The 19,941-nt window shown below is 69.9% G+C and carries 24 protein-coding genes, 1 tRNA gene and 1 pseudogene; 11 read left to right on the top strand and 15 right to left on the bottom strand.

Features of this window, described 5'->3' with window-relative positions:
• Positions 1 to 425: 425 nt before the first annotated feature.
• The 3 genes from AC21LY_RS12260 to AC21LY_RS12250 form a co-directional block, all read right to left on the bottom strand.
• Positions 426 to 1,076 (bottom strand): hypothetical protein, encoded by a 651-nt coding sequence (locus AC21LY_RS12260; protein ID WP_489046749.1) that lies wholly within the window; start codon positions 1,074 to 1,076, stop codon positions 426 to 428.
• A gap of 494 nt (positions 1,077 to 1,570) precedes the next feature.
• Complete coding sequence (locus AC21LY_RS12255; RefSeq protein ID WP_489046748.1) at positions 1,571 to 2,302, bottom strand: hypothetical protein; 732 nt, start codon at positions 2,300 to 2,302, stop codon at positions 1,571 to 1,573.
• Positions 2,303 to 2,322: 20 nt separating this feature from the next.
• Complete coding sequence (locus AC21LY_RS12250) at positions 2,323 to 2,727, bottom strand: hypothetical protein (protein WP_489046747.1); 405 nt, start codon at positions 2,725 to 2,727, stop codon at positions 2,323 to 2,325.
• Positions 2,728 to 2,808: 81 nt separating this feature from the next.
• Between AC21LY_RS12250 and AC21LY_RS12245 the strand changes: the two are divergent.
• Together AC21LY_RS12245 and AC21LY_RS12240 are read left to right on the top strand one after the other, a co-directional pair.
• Positions 2,809 to 4,037 (top strand): annotated as a pseudogene (locus tag AC21LY_RS12245) (XRE family transcriptional regulator).
• Entirely contained in the window at positions 4,034 to 4,501 is a 468-nt protein-coding gene (locus AC21LY_RS12240) for a DUF4411 family protein (RefSeq protein ID WP_489046746.1), read from the top strand. Before AC21LY_RS12245 ends, AC21LY_RS12240 begins: the two are co-directional and overlap by 4 nt.
• Positions 4,502 to 4,685: 184 nt before the next feature.
• Here AC21LY_RS12240 and AC21LY_RS12235 read toward each other — a convergent pair whose 3' ends face one another.
• Positions 4,686 to 5,147, bottom strand: coding sequence for a hypothetical protein (locus tag AC21LY_RS12235; RefSeq protein ID WP_489046745.1), 462 nt, complete (start codon positions 5,145 to 5,147; stop codon positions 4,686 to 4,688).
• A gap of 219 nt (positions 5,148 to 5,366) precedes the next feature.
• On the opposite strand from AC21LY_RS12235, the gene AC21LY_RS12230 reads away from it, so the two are divergent.
• The 3 genes from AC21LY_RS12230 (at position 5,367) to AC21LY_RS12220 (ending at position 6,475) form a co-directional block, all read left to right on the top strand.
• Complete coding sequence (locus AC21LY_RS12230) at positions 5,367 to 5,504, top strand: hypothetical protein (protein ID WP_489046744.1); 138 nt, start codon at positions 5,367 to 5,369, stop codon at positions 5,502 to 5,504.
• 87 nt (positions 5,505 to 5,591) lie between these two features.
• Positions 5,592 to 5,861, top strand: coding sequence for a tyrosine-type recombinase/integrase (locus tag AC21LY_RS12225; protein ID WP_489046743.1), 270 nt, complete (start codon positions 5,592 to 5,594; stop codon positions 5,859 to 5,861).
• Positions 5,858 to 6,475, top strand: a complete 618-nt coding sequence (locus AC21LY_RS12220; RefSeq protein ID WP_489046742.1) for a hypothetical protein — start codon at positions 5,858 to 5,860, stop codon at positions 6,473 to 6,475. Before AC21LY_RS12225 ends, AC21LY_RS12220 begins: the two co-directional genes overlap by 4 nt.
• 95 nt (positions 6,476 to 6,570) lie before the next feature.
• Here the strand turns inward: AC21LY_RS12220 and AC21LY_RS12215 are convergent.
• Both AC21LY_RS12215 and bla read right to left on the bottom strand, forming a co-directional pair.
• A tRNA-Gly gene (locus AC21LY_RS12215) sits at positions 6,571 to 6,644 on the bottom strand.
• A gap of 109 nt (positions 6,645 to 6,753) precedes the next feature.
• Positions 6,754 to 7,665 carry a class A beta-lactamase gene (gene bla / locus AC21LY_RS12210; protein WP_489046741.1) on the bottom strand — a complete coding sequence of 304 codons (912 nt, stop codon included), beginning with the start codon at positions 7,663 to 7,665 and terminating at the stop codon, positions 6,754 to 6,756.
• A 96-nt stretch (positions 7,666 to 7,761) separates the two neighbouring features.
• Here bla and AC21LY_RS12205 point away from each other — a divergent pair, with 96 nt between their 5' ends.
• Positions 7,762 to 8,562, top strand: coding sequence for a crotonase/enoyl-CoA hydratase family protein (locus AC21LY_RS12205; protein ID WP_489046740.1), 801 nt, complete (start codon positions 7,762 to 7,764; stop codon positions 8,560 to 8,562).
• 45 nt (positions 8,563 to 8,607) lie between these two features.
• Here the strand turns inward: AC21LY_RS12205 and AC21LY_RS12200 are convergent, their stop codons facing one another.
• Complete coding sequence (locus tag AC21LY_RS12200; RefSeq protein ID WP_489046739.1) at positions 8,608 to 10,104, bottom strand: cytochrome P450; 1,497 nt, start codon at positions 10,102 to 10,104, stop codon at positions 8,608 to 8,610.
• Between the two features lie 64 nt (positions 10,105 to 10,168).
• A complete protein-coding gene (locus AC21LY_RS12195) occupies positions 10,169 to 10,321 on the bottom strand; it encodes a hypothetical protein (protein ID WP_489046738.1) in 153 nt (50 codons plus the stop codon).
• Between the two features lie 175 nt (positions 10,322 to 10,496).
• Here AC21LY_RS12195 and AC21LY_RS12190 point away from each other — a divergent pair, with 175 nt between their 5' ends.
• Together AC21LY_RS12190 and AC21LY_RS12185 are read left to right on the top strand one after the other, a co-directional pair.
• On the top strand, positions 10,497 to 11,687 hold the full coding sequence (locus tag AC21LY_RS12190) for a sensor histidine kinase (RefSeq protein ID WP_489046737.1): 1,191 nt from the start codon (positions 10,497 to 10,499) through the stop codon (positions 11,685 to 11,687).
• Positions 11,684 to 12,361, top strand: a complete 678-nt coding sequence (locus tag AC21LY_RS12185; RefSeq protein ID WP_489046736.1) for a response regulator — start codon at positions 11,684 to 11,686, stop codon at positions 12,359 to 12,361. Before AC21LY_RS12190 ends, AC21LY_RS12185 begins: the two co-directional genes overlap by 4 nt.
• Positions 12,362 to 12,418: 57 nt before the next feature.
• Here AC21LY_RS12185 and AC21LY_RS12180 read toward each other — a convergent pair whose 3' ends face one another.
• Positions 12,419 to 13,210, bottom strand: a complete 792-nt coding sequence (locus AC21LY_RS12180; protein WP_489046735.1) for a crotonase/enoyl-CoA hydratase family protein — start codon at positions 13,208 to 13,210, stop codon at positions 12,419 to 12,421.
• 100 nt (positions 13,211 to 13,310) lie between these two features.
• Here AC21LY_RS12180 and AC21LY_RS12175 point away from each other — a divergent pair, with 100 nt between their 5' ends.
• Together AC21LY_RS12175 and AC21LY_RS12170 are read left to right on the top strand one after the other, a co-directional pair.
• Positions 13,311 to 13,886, top strand: a complete 576-nt coding sequence (locus AC21LY_RS12175; RefSeq protein WP_489046734.1) for an HhH-GPD-type base excision DNA repair protein — start codon at positions 13,311 to 13,313, stop codon at positions 13,884 to 13,886.
• Positions 13,883 to 14,539: a hypothetical protein gene (locus AC21LY_RS12170; RefSeq protein ID WP_489046733.1), complete on the top strand. Its 657-nt coding sequence runs from the start codon at positions 13,883 to 13,885 to the stop codon at positions 14,537 to 14,539. Before AC21LY_RS12175 ends, AC21LY_RS12170 begins: the two co-directional genes overlap by 4 nt.
• Here the strand turns inward: AC21LY_RS12170 and AC21LY_RS12165 are convergent.
• From AC21LY_RS12165 to AC21LY_RS12140, 6 genes are all read right to left on the bottom strand, one after another.
• Entirely contained in the window at positions 14,530 to 15,201 is a 672-nt protein-coding gene (locus tag AC21LY_RS12165; RefSeq protein ID WP_489046732.1) for a hypothetical protein, read from the bottom strand. The genes AC21LY_RS12170 and AC21LY_RS12165 overlap by 10 nt on opposite strands.
• 53 nt (positions 15,202 to 15,254) lie before the next feature.
• Entirely contained in the window at positions 15,255 to 15,635 is a 381-nt protein-coding gene (locus AC21LY_RS12160) for a hypothetical protein (RefSeq protein ID WP_489046731.1), read from the bottom strand.
• An 11-nt stretch (positions 15,636 to 15,646) separates the two neighbouring features.
• On the bottom strand, positions 15,647 to 15,922 hold the full coding sequence (locus AC21LY_RS12155) for a DUF3618 domain-containing protein (RefSeq protein WP_489046730.1): 276 nt from the start codon (positions 15,920 to 15,922) through the stop codon (positions 15,647 to 15,649).
• 17 nt (positions 15,923 to 15,939) lie between these two features.
• Positions 15,940 to 16,959 (bottom strand): PE-PPE domain-containing protein, encoded by a 1,020-nt coding sequence (locus AC21LY_RS12150; protein ID WP_489046729.1) that lies wholly within the window; start codon positions 16,957 to 16,959, stop codon positions 15,940 to 15,942.
• Positions 16,960 to 17,041: 82 nt separating this feature from the next.
• Positions 17,042 to 17,905: an Fpg/Nei family DNA glycosylase gene (locus tag AC21LY_RS12145; RefSeq protein ID WP_489046728.1), complete on the bottom strand. Its 864-nt coding sequence runs from the start codon at positions 17,903 to 17,905 to the stop codon at positions 17,042 to 17,044.
• Between the two features lie 23 nt (positions 17,906 to 17,928).
• Positions 17,929 to 18,411 (bottom strand): ribose-5-phosphate isomerase, encoded by a 483-nt coding sequence (locus AC21LY_RS12140; protein ID WP_489046727.1) that lies wholly within the window; start codon positions 18,409 to 18,411, stop codon positions 17,929 to 17,931.
• Positions 18,412 to 18,715: 304 nt separating this feature from the next.
• Between AC21LY_RS12140 and AC21LY_RS12135 the strand changes: the two genes are divergently transcribed.
• Positions 18,716 to 19,933 (top strand): M48 family metallopeptidase, encoded by a 1,218-nt coding sequence (locus AC21LY_RS12135; RefSeq protein ID WP_489046786.1) that lies wholly within the window; start codon positions 18,716 to 18,718, stop codon positions 19,931 to 19,933.
• The last annotated feature ends 8 nt before the right edge of the window (positions 19,934 to 19,941 follow it).

Raw genomic sequence — 19,941 nt, 5'->3', positions numbered from 1 at the left:
CAAGAGCGTTTGGGTGTTTGAGGCAGGCCGACCGTGTTTCTGTTCTCGAAGTGCTCGCAAGGTCGGTCCTCAGGCAGCGGAGCAGAGCAGGGCGATGTGCTTGCAGCATCGCGGCCTGGGTGCTCTCACTGGTAGTCCGGTGGGCTGATCCCCGTGCCGCAGCAGTAACATCCGACGCCGGGCCGGGACCGCCGCCCGTCGAGCGTGGCAACCGCACGTGGTAGGCGGCGCCGGCGCTAGTAGTTCGGCCAGCGTCTTCGCTGCCGCGGGCAAATAGTTGAACCGCTCCGCGGACCGGCGCAAGGGCCACATGCCATCGACGACGCAGCGAGCCAGCGCCGGTTGTCCACGCTCAGTCAGGGTGGAATCACCGTGGGACATGAGGACCTCGCGGTTCAGAGCCAGGTCAGCACCAGACTCGATGATCACCACTTATCAATTTCAGCGCCACCAACTGCTACGCGGTCCGACAACGTGAGGTTCGGGAGACGGCCTTGGTTAAAAAGATACCGCGCGGTGCTATCACCCCTATTGCGGGACCAGGGCCGACCCGTCGCGGCATCTCTGACTCTGAGTGCGATCTGCGCGCACCAACGAACTTCACTGAGAGCTTGATCGTGATAATAGTCAGCCAGTGAAGCGTCCGATTCCGCCTCCGCCGCAACGAATTTGTCGAACCACTTAGGCAGGTCACGGAGGCGATAACGGAGTTCTAGGTGGAGCTGGGACGTGATAATCCAATCGCTGTGCCTGTCGTACCCGGCCATCACAAGGCGACGGAGACGTGCCACCAGTTCGTCCCGCCGTTTCCAGTGCTTGTTCCGGTCAACCTCGCGACCATCGAGGTACCGACTCGCGGCCCGCCGTAGAGCACGTGCACGGTCCAACAATGTGGTGATTGCGTCCGAAGTCATCCCGCCGTCCTCATGCATCTGAGCTACGACATCGAGGACATCATCGGCGGCGAGCGTCAGCTCGTCGCGCCGATCTTGCGCTCGCTTGTAGACGTCAATCACCCGACCACCGAAGAAGCCCACCAGCAACGCCGCTGCTGCGGTAATGAAGTATCCAGTCATAACCGTTGTTCTACGTCCGGGGTCTGACAAGTAGTCCCTGGAGGGTGTGCGTCAAGCGGCTATGTGCTGGTCGCGGGGGTTTCAGGCGACATCCAGGAGCAGCGGCTCTGTTGGGCGACGCAGTCATGGAGGATCCCGACGAGGTTGGTGGCGGCCAGTCTGAGGTCTCGAGGTGGATAGATGTTTCCGGTACGCCCTTGAACGCCAGTGCACTGCAGAGGCCCAACCAGGCAGCCGACAAACCGCCGGAAACGAACCGAGCCGGGTCATCGTTTGTCACGATGAACCGGCTCAAGACAATGGAGCGGGCGACGGGAATCGAACCCGCGCAAGGCGTCCCACATATTCGAGCATCTAGGTACGTGATTGTGCCCGTGACCTGCACCCAATCGAGTTTCATCGAGCATCGTGGTACATCGCGATTCACGTCCATGCAACGTCGGCGTTGCATGGTTCGTTGCATCGCGATCACCAATCCGTCGCGGTTCGCTCACCTACCCCGGGAACGGGCCGATACCCCTCGGCTCGACGCGCGACATGGTCGCGATCATTCGCTCAAGCCCCCATTTCGGATCGAGGAGCGGCACGTCGCGGTCACGCCAGCCTGATGTCTCACAGAGGACCGCCCGAAGCTCGTTTTGACGACCCTCAGAAGCAAGGATCGCGACGACGTTAGTCGGAGCGAACCGAAATGGCCCGATGTGACGCCACTCCCGCTCCCACCAGAATTCCTTTCTGCTTCCGCCCGACCACGCACCCATCTGCTCGACGAATGAAGCAACACGAAGCATCGACTTCGGGTCGGAGACCGGGCGAGTCTCAGCCGCAACCGCTGCGTTGATCGCGACCATAGGCCAATCGTTTCCACTAGGCGTCATGTCGGTGTACCAGACCGGGTTACAGCCACGCCGACGCGCGTAGGCCTTGGTGAACGCGAGACCGAACGGCTCAAATTTCGAGGCGCGTCGTTCCGTCAGATCGTCAAGCATCGTCCACGTGTGCTCCAGCGGCGTCTCGGTGAAGCACACGACCTTCTGCGACTCCATATGCTCGGGGATCTTCGCCGCCGCACCGTAGGCAGTTCGGGCTTCTATCGCTCCCGCGGAAATGATCGACTGGAGTTGTTCGAAGCCGGACCGGTCAACTGCTGAATCTGCTTTGGTGAAGTGAACAATAAAGGTGCTCAGGTCATTCCGGCGATGAAGCATGTCTTCAATGGTGGCCACCCGGAAGATCACGCCCTGTCTCAGAGCTGGCCGGGTGCGTTGTCGCCGACCTCGTTCGACCCCGACGGGCGACCATCGGGGTGGTACGGGCACGTCTGATTTGCGAGGGTGCCGTCGGTCGAGTTCAGGGTGTCACAGAACGACGCAACCCATCCGCCGCAGCGATCGCACTGTCTTGCGCCGCCGACGTCCACCTTGCCGAGTAGGTAGAGGACCAGCACCCGGGAGCTGACGTGGTCGAGGATCTGCGCGGCCTCCTCCGTGGTGAACCAAGGCTTGCCCGTGTGCTCCTCCGGCTCGGTGAGGTATTCGAGCAGCCGTTCCCGGCCGCCCTGTTCCAGGTTGCCGTCCTCATCGTGGTAGGTACATCCGCTCACGGCACACACCGCGCGGTCGGGACCGGGGCGGCAGACGGCGCTACTCATGGACTCAGGGTAGCCAGGCGGGCCGGGGAACCGTTGAATCGCTGCGGGAATGTCCGCTGTGTCCAGCGGTTCATTCTTCGCGTGTGGGTGGGGTGGTGCATCATCGTGGTGTGGCCGCTTCGATCCCTGCTCCCGTGGAGACCTCCGTGCTCCGCTGGGCGCGTGAGTCCAGCGGATACTCGCCGATCGCGGCCTCGCGCAAGATGTCGTTGCCGGATGACCGAGTGGCGCAGTGGGAAGCTGGCGAGGCCGTTCCGACCATCGCCCAGCTTCGCAAGGCAGCGGAGACGTACAACCGGTCGCTGGCCGTGTTCTTCCTCCCTGAGCCGCCGCACGGGTTCGACACCCTTCGCGACTTCCGTCGACTCGACGAGGTCACCGCGGGCGACTGGAGCCCCGGACTGCACGACGAGTTCCGGCGCGCCCACACGCAGCGTGAGTTCGCTCTGGAGCTGGCAGAGACCGAGGACCGAGAGATACCCACCGAGTGGGATCTGCGGCTGTCGGCGGATGATGTCGAGGCCGCTGCTCGGCGGATCAGGGACGCGCTCGGCGCCGTCGGCCCTCTGGCCGTCCCGCCAGCATCGAACGACTCGTACGCCCACCTGAACGCCTGGATCGCAGCCATCGAGGCCAGCGGCGTGCTGGTCCTCGCGACAAGCCGCGGCGGCGTCGAGGTGTCCGAGATGCGCGGCATGTCCCTGTACTTCGACGTGCTCCCGGTGATCGTCCTCAACGGAAGCGATACCGTCCGGCCCCGACTGTTCTCACTGCTCCATGAGTTCGCGCACCTCGCGTTGCACACGGAGGGGCTGTGCGATGTCACCGCCGACGATCGACCGCGCACGGAGAACCGCCAGGTGGAGACCGTGTGCAACGCGATCGCGGCGGCGGTACTCATGCCTCGCTCGGCCGTGCTCGCGCGCCCCGAGGTGATCGCGCGTAGGGACGTACCCACGTCGTGGGACTACGACAACCTCCGGCCGGTCGCTGCGCACTTCGGCGTGAGCCCCGAGGCGTTCTTGCGGCGACTGTCCACGCTGGGCGTGGTCCCGATCGAGTTCTACCGGCAACGTCGCGCTGAGTTCTCAGCGGCGTTCGATGAGGAGGCCGCACGTAAGAGGCCGAGGAGCGGCAGCTGGTACCGCAACACGGTGCGAGACCTCGGCAAGGCGTACGTCCGTGCGGTCACTGACGCGCATCGGCGGCGGGTGATCGACAGCAACACCGCGGCGGTGTACCTCAACGCGAAGGTGGGGCAGATTCAGAAGCTCGGCGAGTTCGCGCAGCTCGGGAGCACTGAGAGGTGACGCTGTACTCGTTCGACACGAGCGCGATCCTCAACGGACGCCGAGACCTGTTTCGGCCCGCCGTGTTCGTCGGCTTGTGGGCGCGGATCGAGGACGAGATCGCACGCGGTGACATCCGCGCGGTCGACGAGGTACAGCGCGAGCTATCGAAGCGTGACGACGATGCAAAGCAGTGGGCCGATCAGCAACCCGATCTGTTTTGCCCTCTGTCGCAACAGATCCAGGACGGCGCGCGGCAGGTACTCAGCCTCTACCCGAACCTCGTCCGGCAGGGCGGCAAACGGAGCGGGGCCGATCCGTTCGTGATCGCGCTCGCGCTGGTCACCAAGGGAACCGTGGTCAGCGAGGAGACGGCCTCCGGGAACCTGAGCAAGCCCCGTATCCCGGACGTTTGCAGTGATCTCGGAGTGCCGTGCGTGACCCTCATGGGCTACATCGAGGCCCAGGGCTGGGAGTTCCACTAACAGCTAGCCGAGGTGGCCGACGCGGCGACGGAGTCGGAGAAGCCGCACCGCCCGCGCCTGCCTGACGGCCCCACCCCGGAACGGGGGCCGCCCGCCGATCCGCTGCTCCCGGCGACCAACCGGGGTGACGCCGCGCTCGGGAGTTGGGACCGCGAGCGGCGGAGCGGATCGGACGTGCATGGGATCAGCGCCGCACCGGGCGCATCCCGGCCTTGACGCAGGTCAAGCCGAACGAGGTCGGCCCTCCGGCGTCGCCGCTCGGGAGCCCGAGCGCGTTGGTCACGCTCCAGTGCGTCGCGAACCCGTCCTTCGCGAGCTGCCGGGCAACCTTTAGCACCACGTCCCAGTTGGCCTCGATCACCTTCTCGACGCGCTCGACGCCCAGCTGGGCCGGTCCACCCGCCGCGGTGATCATCGCGAGGTCTCCGTGCCCGCTGCGCGCCATTGCGGCGTCGATCTCGCGCCGGGTCGGACGCCGGCCAGCGTCGAATCGTGCCTCAGCCCACGGTCCCGCGTGTGCGACGAGGGCCTGCCCGTCGGGGCTCAGCGAGTTCTCGGCCACCGTGGTGAGCCCGCGATGGCCTGGCCGGTCTTCAGGGTCGAGCTGCGCCAGCTCGACGGTACCGCCGAGGAGCACCGTCGCCACCGCGTGTGCGCTCTCGTGTACCGCGATCCGGGCGCGCTCACGGGCGGCCTTGATCTGCTTCGCCGCCTCGCGGGTCGCGTCAGGTGGGCGCTTCGTGGGGGTAATGGTGTCGTCCTGTCATCGAGGTGTCGTGGCAGCGGGCGCCTCGCTAGCGCGCATGCCCGTACACGCCAGCAAGTTCTTCGAGGGTCCGAACTGCTCGGCCTGCGCTGGAGCGACGTGGATCTCACGGCGGGGCGCATCCAGGTGCGCCGCGCACTCGATACCGCGCGGCCCGGTGAGGTCAAGGGCACCAAGTCGAACCGGGCGCGAGTCGTCGACATCGACCCCGGCACCGTCACCGTGCTGCGTCGCTAGAGGCGCGAGCGCGGCGGCATCACACTGGAGCTAACGAAGGCCGACGCGTTCGTATTCGGCACCGCAACCGGCGCGGCCCGCTGCCCAGTGAGCACGTCCGAGATGTTCGCGCGCCGGATCACGCGGGCTCGCGCGGCGCTCGGTGCCTACGCACTGCGCACCATGAAGCTGCATGGCCTCCGGCACACGCACGCGACGATCTTGCTGGAGGCGGGCGAGAACCCCACGGTCGTGTCCGAACGGCTGGGGCACGCCTCGGTGTCGTTCACGCTGACGGTCTACGCCCACGTCACGCCCACGATGCAGCGCGGTGCCGTCGACCGGTTCACCGCAGCCCTGAAACTGGGGGCAAAATGACCGAGGTGGTAGCAATCATCGCGTTGTGCATCTCCGCTGCGTCGTTCGGTTTACTGCTCTGGAACAAGGTCATGGAGGTCCGAGGCTCCTGGAAGGGCGCGAGTATCCACGTAACGGTTTGGGGCGACGGTACGGTCCGCGGCAACGAGGTGACGCTCGTCGAGATGAAGAACCTGACACTTCTGCCGTTCTATGTTTCCAGCTACGTGATGGTCGACTGCTGGATGACCAATCTTGACGGGCACCCACCGCCGTCGGTGCTAGCAGGGGGCGAGACAGTCCACTTGGCTGTGGACACACGCTCGCCCAGGCCGTGGGTTCTGATCTCCGGCTACTCGATGAGGAACTTCCGCATAGGTGAGGCGGCGTGGTGGGGGCTTGCACAGAATGCATTTTCCGAGGACATCGACCGCCAGCTCAGCGTGCCACCGCCAAGCAAGCCGCGCCAGGTCTGGCGGTGGGTGCGTCGGCGCGGACGCCCTATCAAGCCTGTCACCGTCGGTCCGAACAGCCACCTGGGCACGGCGTACCACCGTTTCCGCGCCGACGAGGAGTCGCAAAAGAAGCTCTGGGAAGAAGCGGTCGAGGCGGGCGGGACTTTCCTGTTGCGCTGACACGTAGCGCTCCCTTGTTGCATAGCCCGTTGCATAGATCCCGAAACAGCACAGTGCCCCACCCGCATTCATGCAGGTGGGGCACTGTTTTCCGCTGGAGCGGGCGACGGGAATCGAACCCGCGTAGCTAGTTTGGAAGACTAGGGCTCTACCATTGAGCTACGCCCGCGTGCGTCTCTCGACGCTCGCAACATGCTACTGCACGCGGCCGCCGGCCGGAAATCCCCCCTCAGCCCCGCCACGCCCTGCCGTGCAGGCGCCGGCGACTCCGACCACACTCACCACTCGGCGATCGGCGTGGTGGCCTTGGCGATCGCGGCGATCAGCGGTCCGAATGCCGGAGCATCGCGCCGGTCGGCCCGATCGCGCGTGAGCACCACCAGCAAGTAGCGGTGACCGCTCGGCGCGATCACGAGGCCCGCGTCGTTGGTGCTGCCGTAGTCGCCGCCCCCGGTCTTGTCGGCAGAAGTCCAGCCGGGCGGCAGTCCGGCCCGCATCCGTGCCGCCGACGTCCGGGTATCGCGCATCCAGCCGAGCAGTGTCCGGGTGGCGGCATCGTCGAGGGCGGCGCCGCTGAGGAGGCGCCCGAATCCCGCGGCGAGCCCGGCCGCTGTGGTGGTGTCCCGAGGATCGCCGGGGAAGGCCGTGTTCAGGTCCGTCTCCCAGCGGTCGAGCCGGGTCTCCCCGTCCCCTACCGAACGCGCGAACGCGGTCACCGCGGCCGGTCCCCCGATCTCCCGCATGATCAGGTTCCCCGCGGTGTTGTCACTCTGCGTGAGCGCCGCGTCGCACAGCTGCCGCAGACTCATCGAAGTCCCGACCGCAGGGCCGGTGACCGGCGAGTAGTTCACGACCTCGGCGGGGAGCACCGGCACACTCCGGTCGAGGTCAGGACCGCTCCCTACCTTCCGCAACAGCGCCGCGCAGGCGTACACCTTGAACGTCGACAGGAGCGCGAAGCGGTCACCGTCGTTCACGCGGACGGTGACGCCCGAACCGGACTCCAGCGGCTGAGCGACGACGCCGACGCGGGCACCGGCACCGTCGGCCTCGGTCCGGATGCTCGCCACCATGGCGGCCATCTCCTCGCTGCGGGCAGCCGACGAGGACGATGGTGTCGACACGTCGTTCGCGGCGCATCCGGCGGCGCACATGAGCAGGGCGAGTACGAGACCAGTGCGCAATACCACGCCCAAGTGTCTCCTACCGCGGCGCGCGTGAGGAGGCGGGGAGCCCGTCGCATCCGAGGTCCCACCGCCCAAACCTGAGGGCATAGTCTCGACCCCATGACCGCACCACTGCTGATCGAGCGCGACGGCCCCGTCGTCACCTGGACCCTGAACGATCCCGCGGCACGGAACCCCGTCTCGGACGAGGCGATGATCGAGGCCATCGAGCGCGCGGTGGACGAGGTCAACCGCGACGACGAGGTGCGGGTCGCCATCCTCACCGGCGCGGGGTCGGCGTTCAGCTCGGGCGGCAACGTCAAGCACATGCGCGACAAGGAGGGCATGTTCGGCGGCACCGCGGCGGAGCAGCGGCAGGGCTACCGGCACGGCATCCAGCGCATCCCGCGGGCGCTGTACCACTGCGAGGTCCCGACGGTGGCGGCCGTCAACGGGCCGGCGATCGGCGCCGGCTGCGACATGGCGATGATGTGCGACCTACGGGTGGCGTCCACCCGGGCGGTCTTCGCCGAGAGCTTCGTCAAGGTGGGCCTGATCCCCGGCGACGGTGGCGCCTGGCTCCTGCCGCGCATCGTCGGCATGGCGCGGGCCACGGAGATGGCGCTCACGGGCGAACCCGTCGACGCCGAGACCGCGCTCGCCTGGGGCATGGTCTCGAGCGTCGTCGAACCCGACGAACTGCTCGCCGCCGCGCGAACGCTGGCGGACCGCGTCGCCGCGAACCCGCCGCAGGCGCTGCGCATGACCAAGCGCCTCCTGCGCGAGGGACAGCACCAGAGCCTGGACGCGCTGCTCGAGCTCTCGGCGGCGATGCAGACGATCGCGCACTCCACGGCCGACCACCACGAGGCGGTCGCCGCCATGCTCGACAAGCGCCCGCCCCGCTTCACCGGGAAGTAGGCGCTTCACCGGCAAGTAGCCGGGTTCACCGGGAAGCAGGCGGACTCAGCGTCGCGCCAGCGCCGTGACGAGACCGCCGTCGCCCGGAATCAGGGTCACGTTGCGATGTCTCGGCTGTTCCGCGGGCGCATCCGTCATCGCGAGATCGACCCGCTGCAGGATCTGCGTGACCACGGCGCGCAGCTCCGCCATCGCGAGGCCCGCGCCGAGGCAGCGACGGTTGCCGCCACCGAAGGGCATCAGCTTCTGCGGCGAGACCTTCACGCCCAGGAAGCGCTCGGGGTCGAAGGCGTAGGGGCGCGGGTACAGCTCCTCGCGGTGGTGCAGCAGCAGGATCGAGATCAGAGCCACCACACCGCGTTCCACGACGTACGGGCCGAACCTCCAGTCCGACAGCAACTCCCGCGCGATCACGGGCACCACCGGGCGGCTGCGCATCGACTCGTTGATCAGCGCCTCGATGTACGCCTCGTCGCCGTCGCGGGCGGCGAGCACCGCACGCCGATACACCTCGGGGTTGCGGGTGAGACGCTCGAAGGTCCAGGCCACCGAGTTCGACGTGGTCTCGTGCCCGGCGAGCACCAGGGTGAGGAGTTCGTCCCGGATCTCGCTGTCCGCCAGCGGCGCCCCGTCGTCACCGCGCGCCGCCATCAGCACGGTGAGGATGTCGGAGCGGCCGCCACCGTCGGCCCCATCGGCGCCCTCGCGCCGGCGCTCGGCGATCACGCCGTAGATCGCCGTGTCCAGCGGCCGCAGCACCATCTTGAGCGCGCCCCGCGGCTCGCGGCTGCGCGCATTGACCAGCTGCACCACCGTCGCGAGCGGGTTCGTGGACAGGTGCAGTAGGCGGATCATCGACGCGCGGACGGCGCGCTCGGCGGGGGTGGCGCCCGCCTCGTCGTCGATCCCGAAGACCGCCGACATGATGACGTCGAGCGTGATCTGCTGGCCGATGTCGGCCAGTGCCACCGGTTCTCCCGGCCGCCAGTCGTCGATCCGCCGCGCCGTGGCCACGTCGATCCGCCGCTGGTACTCGGTGACGGCGCGACCGTGGAACTGCGGCAGCAGCAGCCCGCGCTGCTGCTTGTGCCGCGCGCCGAGCGCCGTGAGCACCGAGTTCGGGCCCACGATCGGACGCAACGGCGAGAACCGGGTGGCCGACGGCGCACCGTCTGGCCGCGACATCAGCGAGGCGATGTGCGCGGGGTTGGACAGCACGACGATCCGGCCGGGGCCGCCCGCGAACTCGGTCCGGAAGACGTCGCCGTACCGGTCCACGGCGGCGAAGACCGAGTCACCCTCCCGCAGGGTGAAGGTGAGCGACGCGCGCAGCGTCCCCATCGGCAGCGTCGGCGCGGCGCTCAAGCCGGCTGCGCCGGCATCGTCGAGCGGGCCGGCATCGTCGGCGTTACGCCCGACGACGCCAGGGCGCGCGGGGTCGCGCAGGTGCCACGCCGGTTCCGGAATGGACAGGGTGCGTGCGACGGTGCCGCCCAGCCCGCTGCGGAATCCGGTCCGGACGGCGCGTGTGATCGTGGTCATATCGTCCTCCTGGTGACGATTGTGCCCGCCGGACGCGACGAGCGGACGGGCGAACCTCCCGGCTTCAGGGAACGACGGTGCCGAGCGCCCCGATCCGGCGGTCGCGCGCCGCCATCGCGCGATGGGCGTCCCGCGCCCCGAAATCGAGGCCGTCGCGGTCGTGGGTGAGCCACGCGAGGCCGACGACGAGGGCCGTGATGATGAGAACGGTGATCATGTCCTTCTCCTTCTCCCACTGCCCGGTGTGTGTTCCGGGTCACTCTCGACGCTACGAAGAACATCGGCCCAGGTCAGCGTCCCCAGGACGGGAATCGGTGCCCGCCCGGGGGCGGGCACTCACCTCCGCCCCAGGGTGGACGACCGGACGGGCCGACCGGACTACGATCGGGCCCATGCGCTGGCTGCGGTGGTTGGAGGCGCGGTACGCACGCGCCTTCGCCGCGATCGGTTACGAGTACCCGCCCTACTACATGGCGATCACCGAGGCGGCCATGCTCGCGCTCGTTGTCGAGGCGGTGCTGCCGCGCGTCCTGGCGAGGCCGGAGGGATTCCAGTGGGCGCTCCTGACGGCCGCTGCCGCGTTGTCATTGAGCCACTCGTTCGCCACTATCCTGCACGCCGACCGCCTCTCGCTCACCGCGCACTCCGTCACGACCCTCGCCTCGGCCGCGCTGTTCTGGACGGTGCCCACGACTCTCGACGTGGTCCCGGTGATCCTGGTGCTCGCGATCACGCAGGTCGCCGCGGTCACCCCGCTGCGCGTGACGGTGATCCATCTCGTCGCCTACGAGGCCACCGTCATCGCCGCCGGGCTCCTCGGCGCGATCCACCAGGCGTGGCTCATCGCGCTCACCGTCTGCTTCGGCGCGGCCGTCGGCCAGCTGCTGCAGAACCAGCTGCTCCTGCTCCGCGCCGAACGCGACGCGCACGCCTCGCGCCTCGCCCTCGACCGGGCCACCATCGCCGGCGAGGTGCACGACGTGGTGGCACACTCCCTGGCAGTGGTGCTGCTCAACGTGACCGCCGCGCGGCGGGCGCTCGAATCCGACGACGACCGGGCGGAGGCCGTCGACGCGCTCCGTGACGCCGAGACCCAGGGGCGCGCCGCGATGAAGGACATCCGGACCACCATCGAACTGCTCCGCTCCGACGGTGCCGGCTCCGCTCAACCGGGGCTCGCCGACATCCCCGAACTCGTCGCGTCCTTCCAGCGCGCCGGCCTCGCCGTCGAACTGGACCATCGGGCACCGTCGACCGCGCTGACCGGCACCGCGGGCCTCGCGGCGTTCCGCGTGGTCCAGGAGTCGCTCGCCAACGCCGTCAAGCACGCGCCCGGGGCGCGGGTCGCCGTGCACGTCGGGCCGAGCACGCGGGGCCGGCTGGGCGTCCGGGTCTCGTGCCCCGTGCCCGACGGTGCGCGGCGCGCCCCCGGCGGCTCCGGGCTGGAGGGGATGCGGGCCCGCGTTCAGAGCGCGGGCGGCGAGCTGTCGGCGGGCCCCGTCGACGGCACGTGGATCGTGCACGCCGACTTCCCGTCCGAGGCCGCCGACACCGCCCTGCCGATCGAAGGAGAACGCCCGTGACCGACCGACCGATCCGCCTGCTCCTCGTGGACGATCAGGACCTGGTGCGCCTCGGGCTGCGCCGCATCCTGCGCCGGCGCGACGGCTTCGACGTGGTCGGCGAGTGCGCCGACGGCGACGAGGTGCCCGCCGCGGTCGCCGAGGCCTCCCCGGACGTGGTGCTCATGGATCTGCGGATGAAGCGGGTCAGCGGGATGGAGGCGACGCGCCGGCTCACAACGTCCGCCGACGCGCCGCCGGTGCTGGTGCTGACCACTTTTCGCGACGACGACCTGCTGTCGGAGGCGCTTCGGGCGGGCGCGTCGGGCTTCGTCCTCAAGGACTCGCCGGCGGAGGAGCTGATCCGCGCCGTCCGGCTGGTCGCGGCCGGCGAGGCGGTGCTGGATCCGGCGGTCACGGCGCGCGTCCTCGAGACCTACCGGTCCTCCGCCCCGGCGACGCCGGCACCGTCGGGCGCGGTGACGCGACTGACCTCCCGGGAAGTGGACGTGCTCGCGCTCGTCGGGCGCGGGCTGACGAACGACGAGATCGCCGCCGAGCTGGTGATCTCGATCGTCACCGTCAAGAGCCACATCGGCTCGATCTTCACCAAACTCGGCGTGCGCAACCGCGCGGAGGCGATCGTGTACGCCTTCGACACCGGCGTCGTGCACCCCGGCGGCCACCCGAATTGAACACCGTTACGGAGGGAAAACCCGCAGGTCAGCGTCTCCATAACGGTGTTCAATCGGCTACTGGCGCTCGATGAAGGCCGGCTTCTCCTTGTTCATCGCGGCGGTGCGGGCGATGACGTGGTTGCGGCCGCGGATCAGGCCCAGCTGCAGCGCCTGCTCGACGGGGAAGGACAGGCGCGAGCCGCTGTACCAGGTGTTCTCGAACAGCGCCTTCGACGCGGCGACGGCGTCCGGCGAGCGCTCCTTGAGCTTCTCGACCAGCTCCAGCGCGTCCTTCATCGGATCGGCGGAGACGCCCGTGACGAGGCCCCAGTCGAGCGCCTGCTTCGCGCTGAACATCTCGCCGGTCATCGTGAGCCGCTTGGCGACATCGATCGTGGTGAGCTGCGCGATGGACGCGGAGATCGACATGTCCGGGATGAGGCCCCACTTGGCCTCGAGGATCGAGAAGTCGGCCTCGGTGGAGGCGTAGCGGAAGTCCGCGCCGAGCGCGATCTGCAGACCGCCGCCGTAGCAGTGGCCGTGCACCACCGCGATGACGGGCGCCGGCACGCTGCGCCACGCCCACCCGGCGGCCTGGAAGTTGTTGGCCGCCGAGATGCGCTTGGGCACGAAGTTCATCATCATGCGGCGCTGTTCCTTGCCGACCGACCCGAAGTCGAGGCCCGAGCAGAACGAGGGGCCGTCGCCGGTGAGGATCACGGCGCGCAACGAGCGGTCGTTCTTGGCGCGGTCGGCGGCCTTCGCGAGGTCGTCGATCATGTCCAGCGTGAGCCCGTTGTGCTTCTCGGGACGATTGATCCGGACGTGGGCGACCTCGTCGCGCACCTCGTAGTCGATGTTCGACATCCGCTTCTCCTCGTTTCGCCTCGCCTTGGCCGTTCTCTGCAACCCTAACCGTCGCGCCGGTCCCCGTAGGGAAGGGCACGGCTGAAGTAAAGTGGCGCGCATGGCGGTCACGTTGCACATCACGGGGGAACCCGAGTCGGACGCTGTGCTCTCCGAGCATCCGTTCGCGCTGCTCGCGGGCATGCTTCTCGACCAGCAGTTCCCGATGGAACGCGCGTTCGCGGGGCCGTGGAAGGTCCTCGACCGGTTCGGCAGCATCGACCCGCGCGACATCGCGGTCGCGGACCCGGCCCGGTTCGAGGAACTATGCACCACTCCGCCCGCGATCCACCGGTACGGCCGCGCCATGGCCGCGCGCCTGCAGACGCTCGCGCAGATCGTCGTGGACGAGTACGACGGGCACGCCGAGCGGATCTGGACCGAGGCCGCCTCCGGCGCCGACCTGGTGAAGCGGATCGAGGCGCTGCCCGGCTTCGGCGCGCAGAAGGCGAAGATCTTCGCCGCCCTCGTCGGCAAGCAGCTCGGCGTCAAGCCGCGCGGCTGGGCCACCGCGGTGGGCGACTACGGCAAGCCCGGGTACCGGTCCGTCGCCGATGTCGTCGACGGGGAGTCGCTGCAGAAGGTGCGCGCCTACAAGAAGGAGATGAAGGCGGCCGGGAAGAAGGCGGGCGCATGACCGGACCCGGCCAGAACCCGCACCAGCCGGGCCAGGCCTACTCCCAGGCGATTCCACTCCCGCCGCCGCCCCGCGGCCCCGTCGCGCCCGGTCCCGTTCCCGGCGCGCCCCCGCCCCCGCCGCAGAAGCCCAACTCGGGCCGGAACGTGATCGTCGCGCTCGTGGCGGTGGCCTCCGTCGTCGCGCTCATCGCGGCGATCGTCGTGGCGGCGCTGCTCAGCGACTCCCGGGGCGCCGACCCCGGCAAGAGCGCCTCGTCCTCGACCGCGGGGGCGATCTCCGTCTTCCGCGTCAACGACTGCCTCTACGACGTCCCCGAGGCGCCGAAGGTCGGCAACTGCGACGACGGGGGCTCGCCGTACAAGGTCACCCAGGTGATGCCGGCCGGTGAGAAGTGCCGCGCCGAGCAGACCTCCATCGCACGGGGCCGCTGGTACTGCCTGACGCCCAACCTCAACGTGAACTACTGCTACACGGCACCGGTACCGGGCACCTGGATCAAGGCCGCAGCGAACTGCGGCGTGCCGGGCACGATCACCGTGGTCTCCGTGGTGGGCGGCCTCAAGGACTCCGCGCGGTGCTCCGGCGAGTGGGATCGCAGCTACTTCTTCGACGATCCCGTCTACACGATCTGCGCGAAGTCCTACACCTGAGGATCGTCCTCGGCGGGCACCACGATCACCGGCGCGGCGCCGGCGATGCGGGCGGGCCGAGGCGGACGGGGCTGCGCCGCCCTCGCGACCTCGCTCGCGGTGCGCAGCGCGAATTTGGGCAGGCTCGACAACAGGTCCGTCACCGGCTCGGCGACGGTGTTGGCCGCTCCCACCACGCTCTCGATATCGCTGATCCGCTGATTCATCGCGGAGACGGTGGGCGTGAGCCGGTTGAGCGCGTCGGTCATCGCGGCGAGTTGCGCGACTACCCCGTCCTCCGCGGTCAGCACGTCGACGATGCCGCCCTCCCGGGTCGCGCGGTCGAGCGGGCCGTCGGTCCGGATCACCCGGTCGACGGGGCCGCCCTCCTCGAACAGGTCGGCCACCCGGTCGGCCGCGCCGCCGGGGCCCACGACGCGATGGATCGCACCGTCGTCACCGAGCAGGTCGGCCACTCGGTGCACGATCGAGGGCACCCGCGCCGCGGCGGTGACCAGGTTCTCGTGGCGGACGTCGCCGGCGGCCTCCGGGTCGAGCCGGTCCGCGGCCATCGACACCACGTCCCGCGCGACCGCCACCGAGGTCTGGGCGACGGCGAGCCCCAGGCCCGTCGCGGCCAGTCCCACGCGGGCCGGGCCGAGCAGTACTTTCGGAAACTCCATGGATCCAGCGTAGCGCCGATCCGCTATCGGAAGAATCAGGTGAAACCCTGACCTCAGGCACCCGGCGTGGGGCTGACGACGTAGGTCACGTCACCGTCGTTGGAGGAGATCCCGACGGTGAAGCCCCGGCCGCGGTACACCGCCCCGACCCGCCCGGCGTCCAGCGGAACGTCCGGCGCGACGGGGACCAGGCCGGCCGCGAGCAGGGCGCGGGCGGCGGCCACGGTGTCGCGGCCCTCGACGGCGACCCGCCACACCGGGTGCCCCACCTCGATGGTCTCGGCGCTGCGGATCTCCCCCACGACGGGGACCTGCTGGGCCGGGAAGGCCGCCGGCAGGGGCACCGCGCTCGGGGCCGGCGCATCGCACCCGGCCAGCAGGACCGCCGAGACGACAAGGGCGGCGCCGGTAGCGGCGCCGCCCTTGTTCGTCACGTTCACATCCGTCAGAGCGAGATCCTGCCCTCGGCCAGCGCGCGGATGATCTCCTTCTCGCGGCGGCCGCGCTTGAACCGGGAGACCACGACGAGGGCCACCACCACGGCGACGCCCGCGGCCGCGGCCAGCACCGGGGGCTTGGTCACGGTGGCGACCACCGACCGCTGCGCCTGCTCGGCGAGCTTGCGCGGATCGGCCCGCTCCCCCAGCTGGTCCAGCGTCGCCGCCAGCTGCTCCCGGGCGCGTTCGATGTCGCGCTCGATGCTCTCGGTGTCACGTGCCACTTCGCTCTTCCTCCGGGTCAACCTGCTTGGAGATACGTCCCCGACTCTAGACCAGCCGCCGCCTGCGCACCGCTCGGCGTGGCCGGGAGGTCGTGATCCGGCGCCGCTGACCCGTCGCGATCCGGCGCCGCCGCGAGCGCGAAGGTCGCCTGGACCTGCAGCCACTGCGCCAGGATCTGGCACCCGGTCAGCTCGTAGTCCTCGTGCCGCAACCGGGCCAGCGGCTCGGTCGCGTAGGCCGTGTGCCGGTTCCCGCGCAGGTTGTACTCCCGCCCGCGGTAGTTGACCCGCGGCAGGTATCCCAGGATCTCCCGTCCCGCGGTCCGCAGCCGCTCCACGTCGCGCCGCCACTGCCGGGAGCCGAAGGCGGTGCGGGTCGCGTTCTGGAAGCGGTTGCCCAGGTACTCCCCGGCAGCGCGGGGCGCCCAGGTCGCGAGGTCGCGCAGGGTCAGGTAGGCGGTGGCGTCGGCGATGTCCCGGACGAACGAGTCCACACTGGCGTTGCAGATCACGTCCTGCGGGTGCGAGATCCACTGCAGCGGCAGCCCGTCGGGCACGGACGGGCCGTCGCCCGCGACGCCGGAACCGCACAGCGCGGGATCGCTGCCCTGCGGGCGCTCGGGGTCGGAGATCAGCCCGACGGCGAGCACGTGCGGCGCGAGCACGGGACCGTCGGCCATGGCACCGAGCACCCGGCGGACCACCGTGCACCCCTGCGAGTACCCGATGAGGACGACAGGACCGTCGGTATCCGCGATCGCGGCCAGCAGTCGCTCGACGCCGATCGCGACGGACTCCGCGAAGGAGATCCCGTCGCGCGCCGGGACGGGGCCGTAGGAGGCGGGGTAGCCGACCCAGCGCGCGGCGAAGCGATCGTCGAGCTCGCCCACCACGTGGCTGAGCATGCCGGTGACCTCGGTGCGGGGGTCGTCGATCCAGGATTCGCCCGTGCCCCCGACGGCGAGCACGGTGATCCGGGCCCGGCCGGCGTCCGCCGGTCGCCGGGCCGCCCTGCTGTGGACGGTCAGCGTGTTCATGCCCGCGACTTAACCGGCCGTACGTGTGAACGAGCTGAAATCCATGTTAAGAAACCGGTGATGTGTCCGAGCTAACAGGCGGTCAGCGCTGGCAGGTGGGGCACCAGTACAGGTTCCGCGCCTCCATCACCTCGGTGCGCACGGGCGTACCGCAGACGCGGCAGGGTTCACCGGTGCGCCGGTAGACGTAGGTGCGAGGCCGGTCCTCGGCGTACGACGGTGCGCCGTGGTCGTGTTCGGGACGGACCACGTGCATGCGGCCGCGCTCGACGCCGATCGGCATGAGCGCGACGAGGTCCGCCCAGATCGCATCGAACTCCGGCCGCGCGAGGTCGCGGCCCTCGCGATGCGGATCGATCCCGGCGCGGAAGAGGACCTCGGCGCGATAGACGTTGCCGACGCCCGCCATCACCTTCTGGTCCATCAGCAGGGCGCCGATCGGGCGGCGGGAACGCTCGATGCGCCGCCAGGCGTCGTCGGGATCGGAGTCGGGACGCAGGGGGTCGGGCCCGAGGCGGGCGAGGACACCGTCGACCTGCTCCTCCGTGACCAGCTCACACGCGGTGGGGCCGCGCAGGTCGGTGCCGCCACGCGGTCCGACGATGCGGTACCGTACCTGACCCACCACGGGCGGTACCCGGCTCCGGTCATCCGAGTCCGGCGAGTGCCGTCCCTCTTGCCCTCCCTCGGGCGGCGGCGCACCGTCGGACAGGCCGAAGTCGGTGAAGGCACCGTAGAGGCCCAGATGCACGTGGACGATCAGCCCGCCCTCGTAGCGGTGCCACAGGTGCTTGCCCCAGGAGTCGGCGCGCTCGAAGACCCGGCCGTCGAGGCGCCGCGCCTCCGGGCCGAACCGCCCCTGCGGGCTGGAGACACGGACGCCCTCGCCCGCGAACAGTGCGTCGTGGGCGAGGGCGAGCCGGTGGAGTGTGTGCCCTTCGGGCATGGACGGTGGCGGTGCCGGGCCGGTCAGGCCTCGGGGGCGCCGGGAACGGCGGGCGCGACGCCCGTGCGCTCGTACTCCGAGAGGATGTCGATGCGGCGCTGGTGCCGGGGCTCCTCCGACCAGGGCTGCGCGAGGAAGGCATCGACGATCGCGAGCGCCTCCTCCGTGCTGTGCATGCGGCCGCCGATGCCGATGAGCTGCGCGTTGTTGTGCTCGCGGGCCAGCTTCGCCGTCTCGACGCTCCACGCGAGGGCGCACCGGGCGCCGGGCACCTTGTTCGCGGCGATCTGCTCGCCGTTGCCGCTACCGCCGAGCACGATGCCGAGGCTGCCCGGGTCGGCGACGACGCGGGTTGCGGCGTCGATGCAGAACGCCGGGTAGTCGTCGAGGGCGTCGTAGGTGTGTGCCCCGCAGTCCACGACCTCGTGGCCGGCTGCCGTCAGGTGCTCGATGATCTGGGACTTCAGTTCGAAACCGGCATGGTCGCCGCCGAGGTAAACGCGCATGAGCACAGTCTGACACGCGTCGCGCGCACATCCGAAGGCGGCACAGCCTACATTCGTTGGCATGGATGACAGCACCGAGCAGACCCGGGGCCAGGAGCCGCAGGGCGACTCCTCCCCCACCGAGTCCGCCCGCAGCGGGGCCTTCAGCGCCGAGCCCGACGAGTCGACGATGCCAAGCACGGGCTTCTTCCCCGTCGTGCAGCCCGGGGAGACCTGCGCCGAGTCGCCGTCCGCCGCCGCCACGTCCGCCTTCCCGGCCACGGACTTCCCTACCGAGCAGCACCGGCCGGGCGCCCACCAGGAGCTGCCCGAGCTGGGCGCCCACGCACCGTCGGTCACTGCGGGCCTCGGCGCTTCCGCCGGCTCGGGCGAGGGCCCGCAGTTCCCCACCGGCCGGTTCCACGGCTCGCACGTCCCGAGCGGGCAGGTCCCGGGCGGGAGTTTCTCGGGCAGCGGCTTCCCGGCCTTCCCGGCCGGCGGGTTCCCCGGCGGCCCCGCGGGCCCGATCCCGCCCGTGCCCCAGCCCCCGGCCTACGCCGGCGCGCCGCGGCGCCATCCGTGGGAGATCCCGCTGCTGGTGGTGGTGATCCTCGTGACCGTCCTGATCTACGCGGGCGCGCTGACGCTCGCGATGCGCGGGAGCATCGACTCCTACCTGCTGATCCTGCTCGCGGTGCCGGTGGTGATCTGGTTCGCCCGAGGCACGACCTGGGCGGCGCCTCGCGTACAGGGCGTGCAGATGACGCCCACGCAGTTCCCCGAGGGCTACCGGATGGTGCGCGAGGCGGCCGCGCGGTACGGCCTGCGCGAGGTTCCGGACGCCTTCGTCGTGCTCGGCAACGGCCAGATCAACGCCTTCGCCTCCGGGCACGGCTTCCGCCGGTTCGTGGTGGTCTACAGCGATCTCTTCGAGATCGGCGGCAAGGCCCGCGATCCCGAGGCGCTGGCGTACATCATCGGGCACGAGGTCGGGCACATCGCCGCGGGCCACGTCTCCTACTGGCGGCAGATCGGCTCGTTCGCGATGAGCTACGTCCCGGTGCTCGGCCCCGCGCTCTCGCGGGCGCAGGAGTACACGGCGGACAACTACGGCTACTTCAACGCGCCGGCCGGGATTCCCGGCGGGATGGGCCTGATGGGCGCGGGCAAGTACCTCGGCAAGGAGGTCGATTTCGACCAGCTGGCCGACCGCGCCTCCACCGACAAGGGCTTCTTCACCTGGCTCGTGAACCTCATGGCCTCGCACCCCGTCCTGACCTGGCGTGCGGCCGCGCTGCGCAACCGTACGAAGGCCGGCTCCCTGTGGTTCCCGCCGACCGGCCCGATGCGCGGCGTCGGTGGCGGCGCCGTCGTTCCTGCAGGTCCGGTCCCGTCGTACACGCACCAGGAGGTCCTGGCCCCCGCTCCCGGGCAGGCACCGTCGGGCATCGTCGGACCGGGTCACGTGCACTCCGGTCCGACGGGCCCGTACGGCCCTCCGCAGTTCCCCGGCACTCCCCCGAACGGACCGTTCGGCGCCTGAACCCGACG

The organism is Tsukamurella sp. II2bb (assembly GCF_057815145.1).
This window is presented reverse-complemented; position numbering and strand designations above follow the sequence as displayed.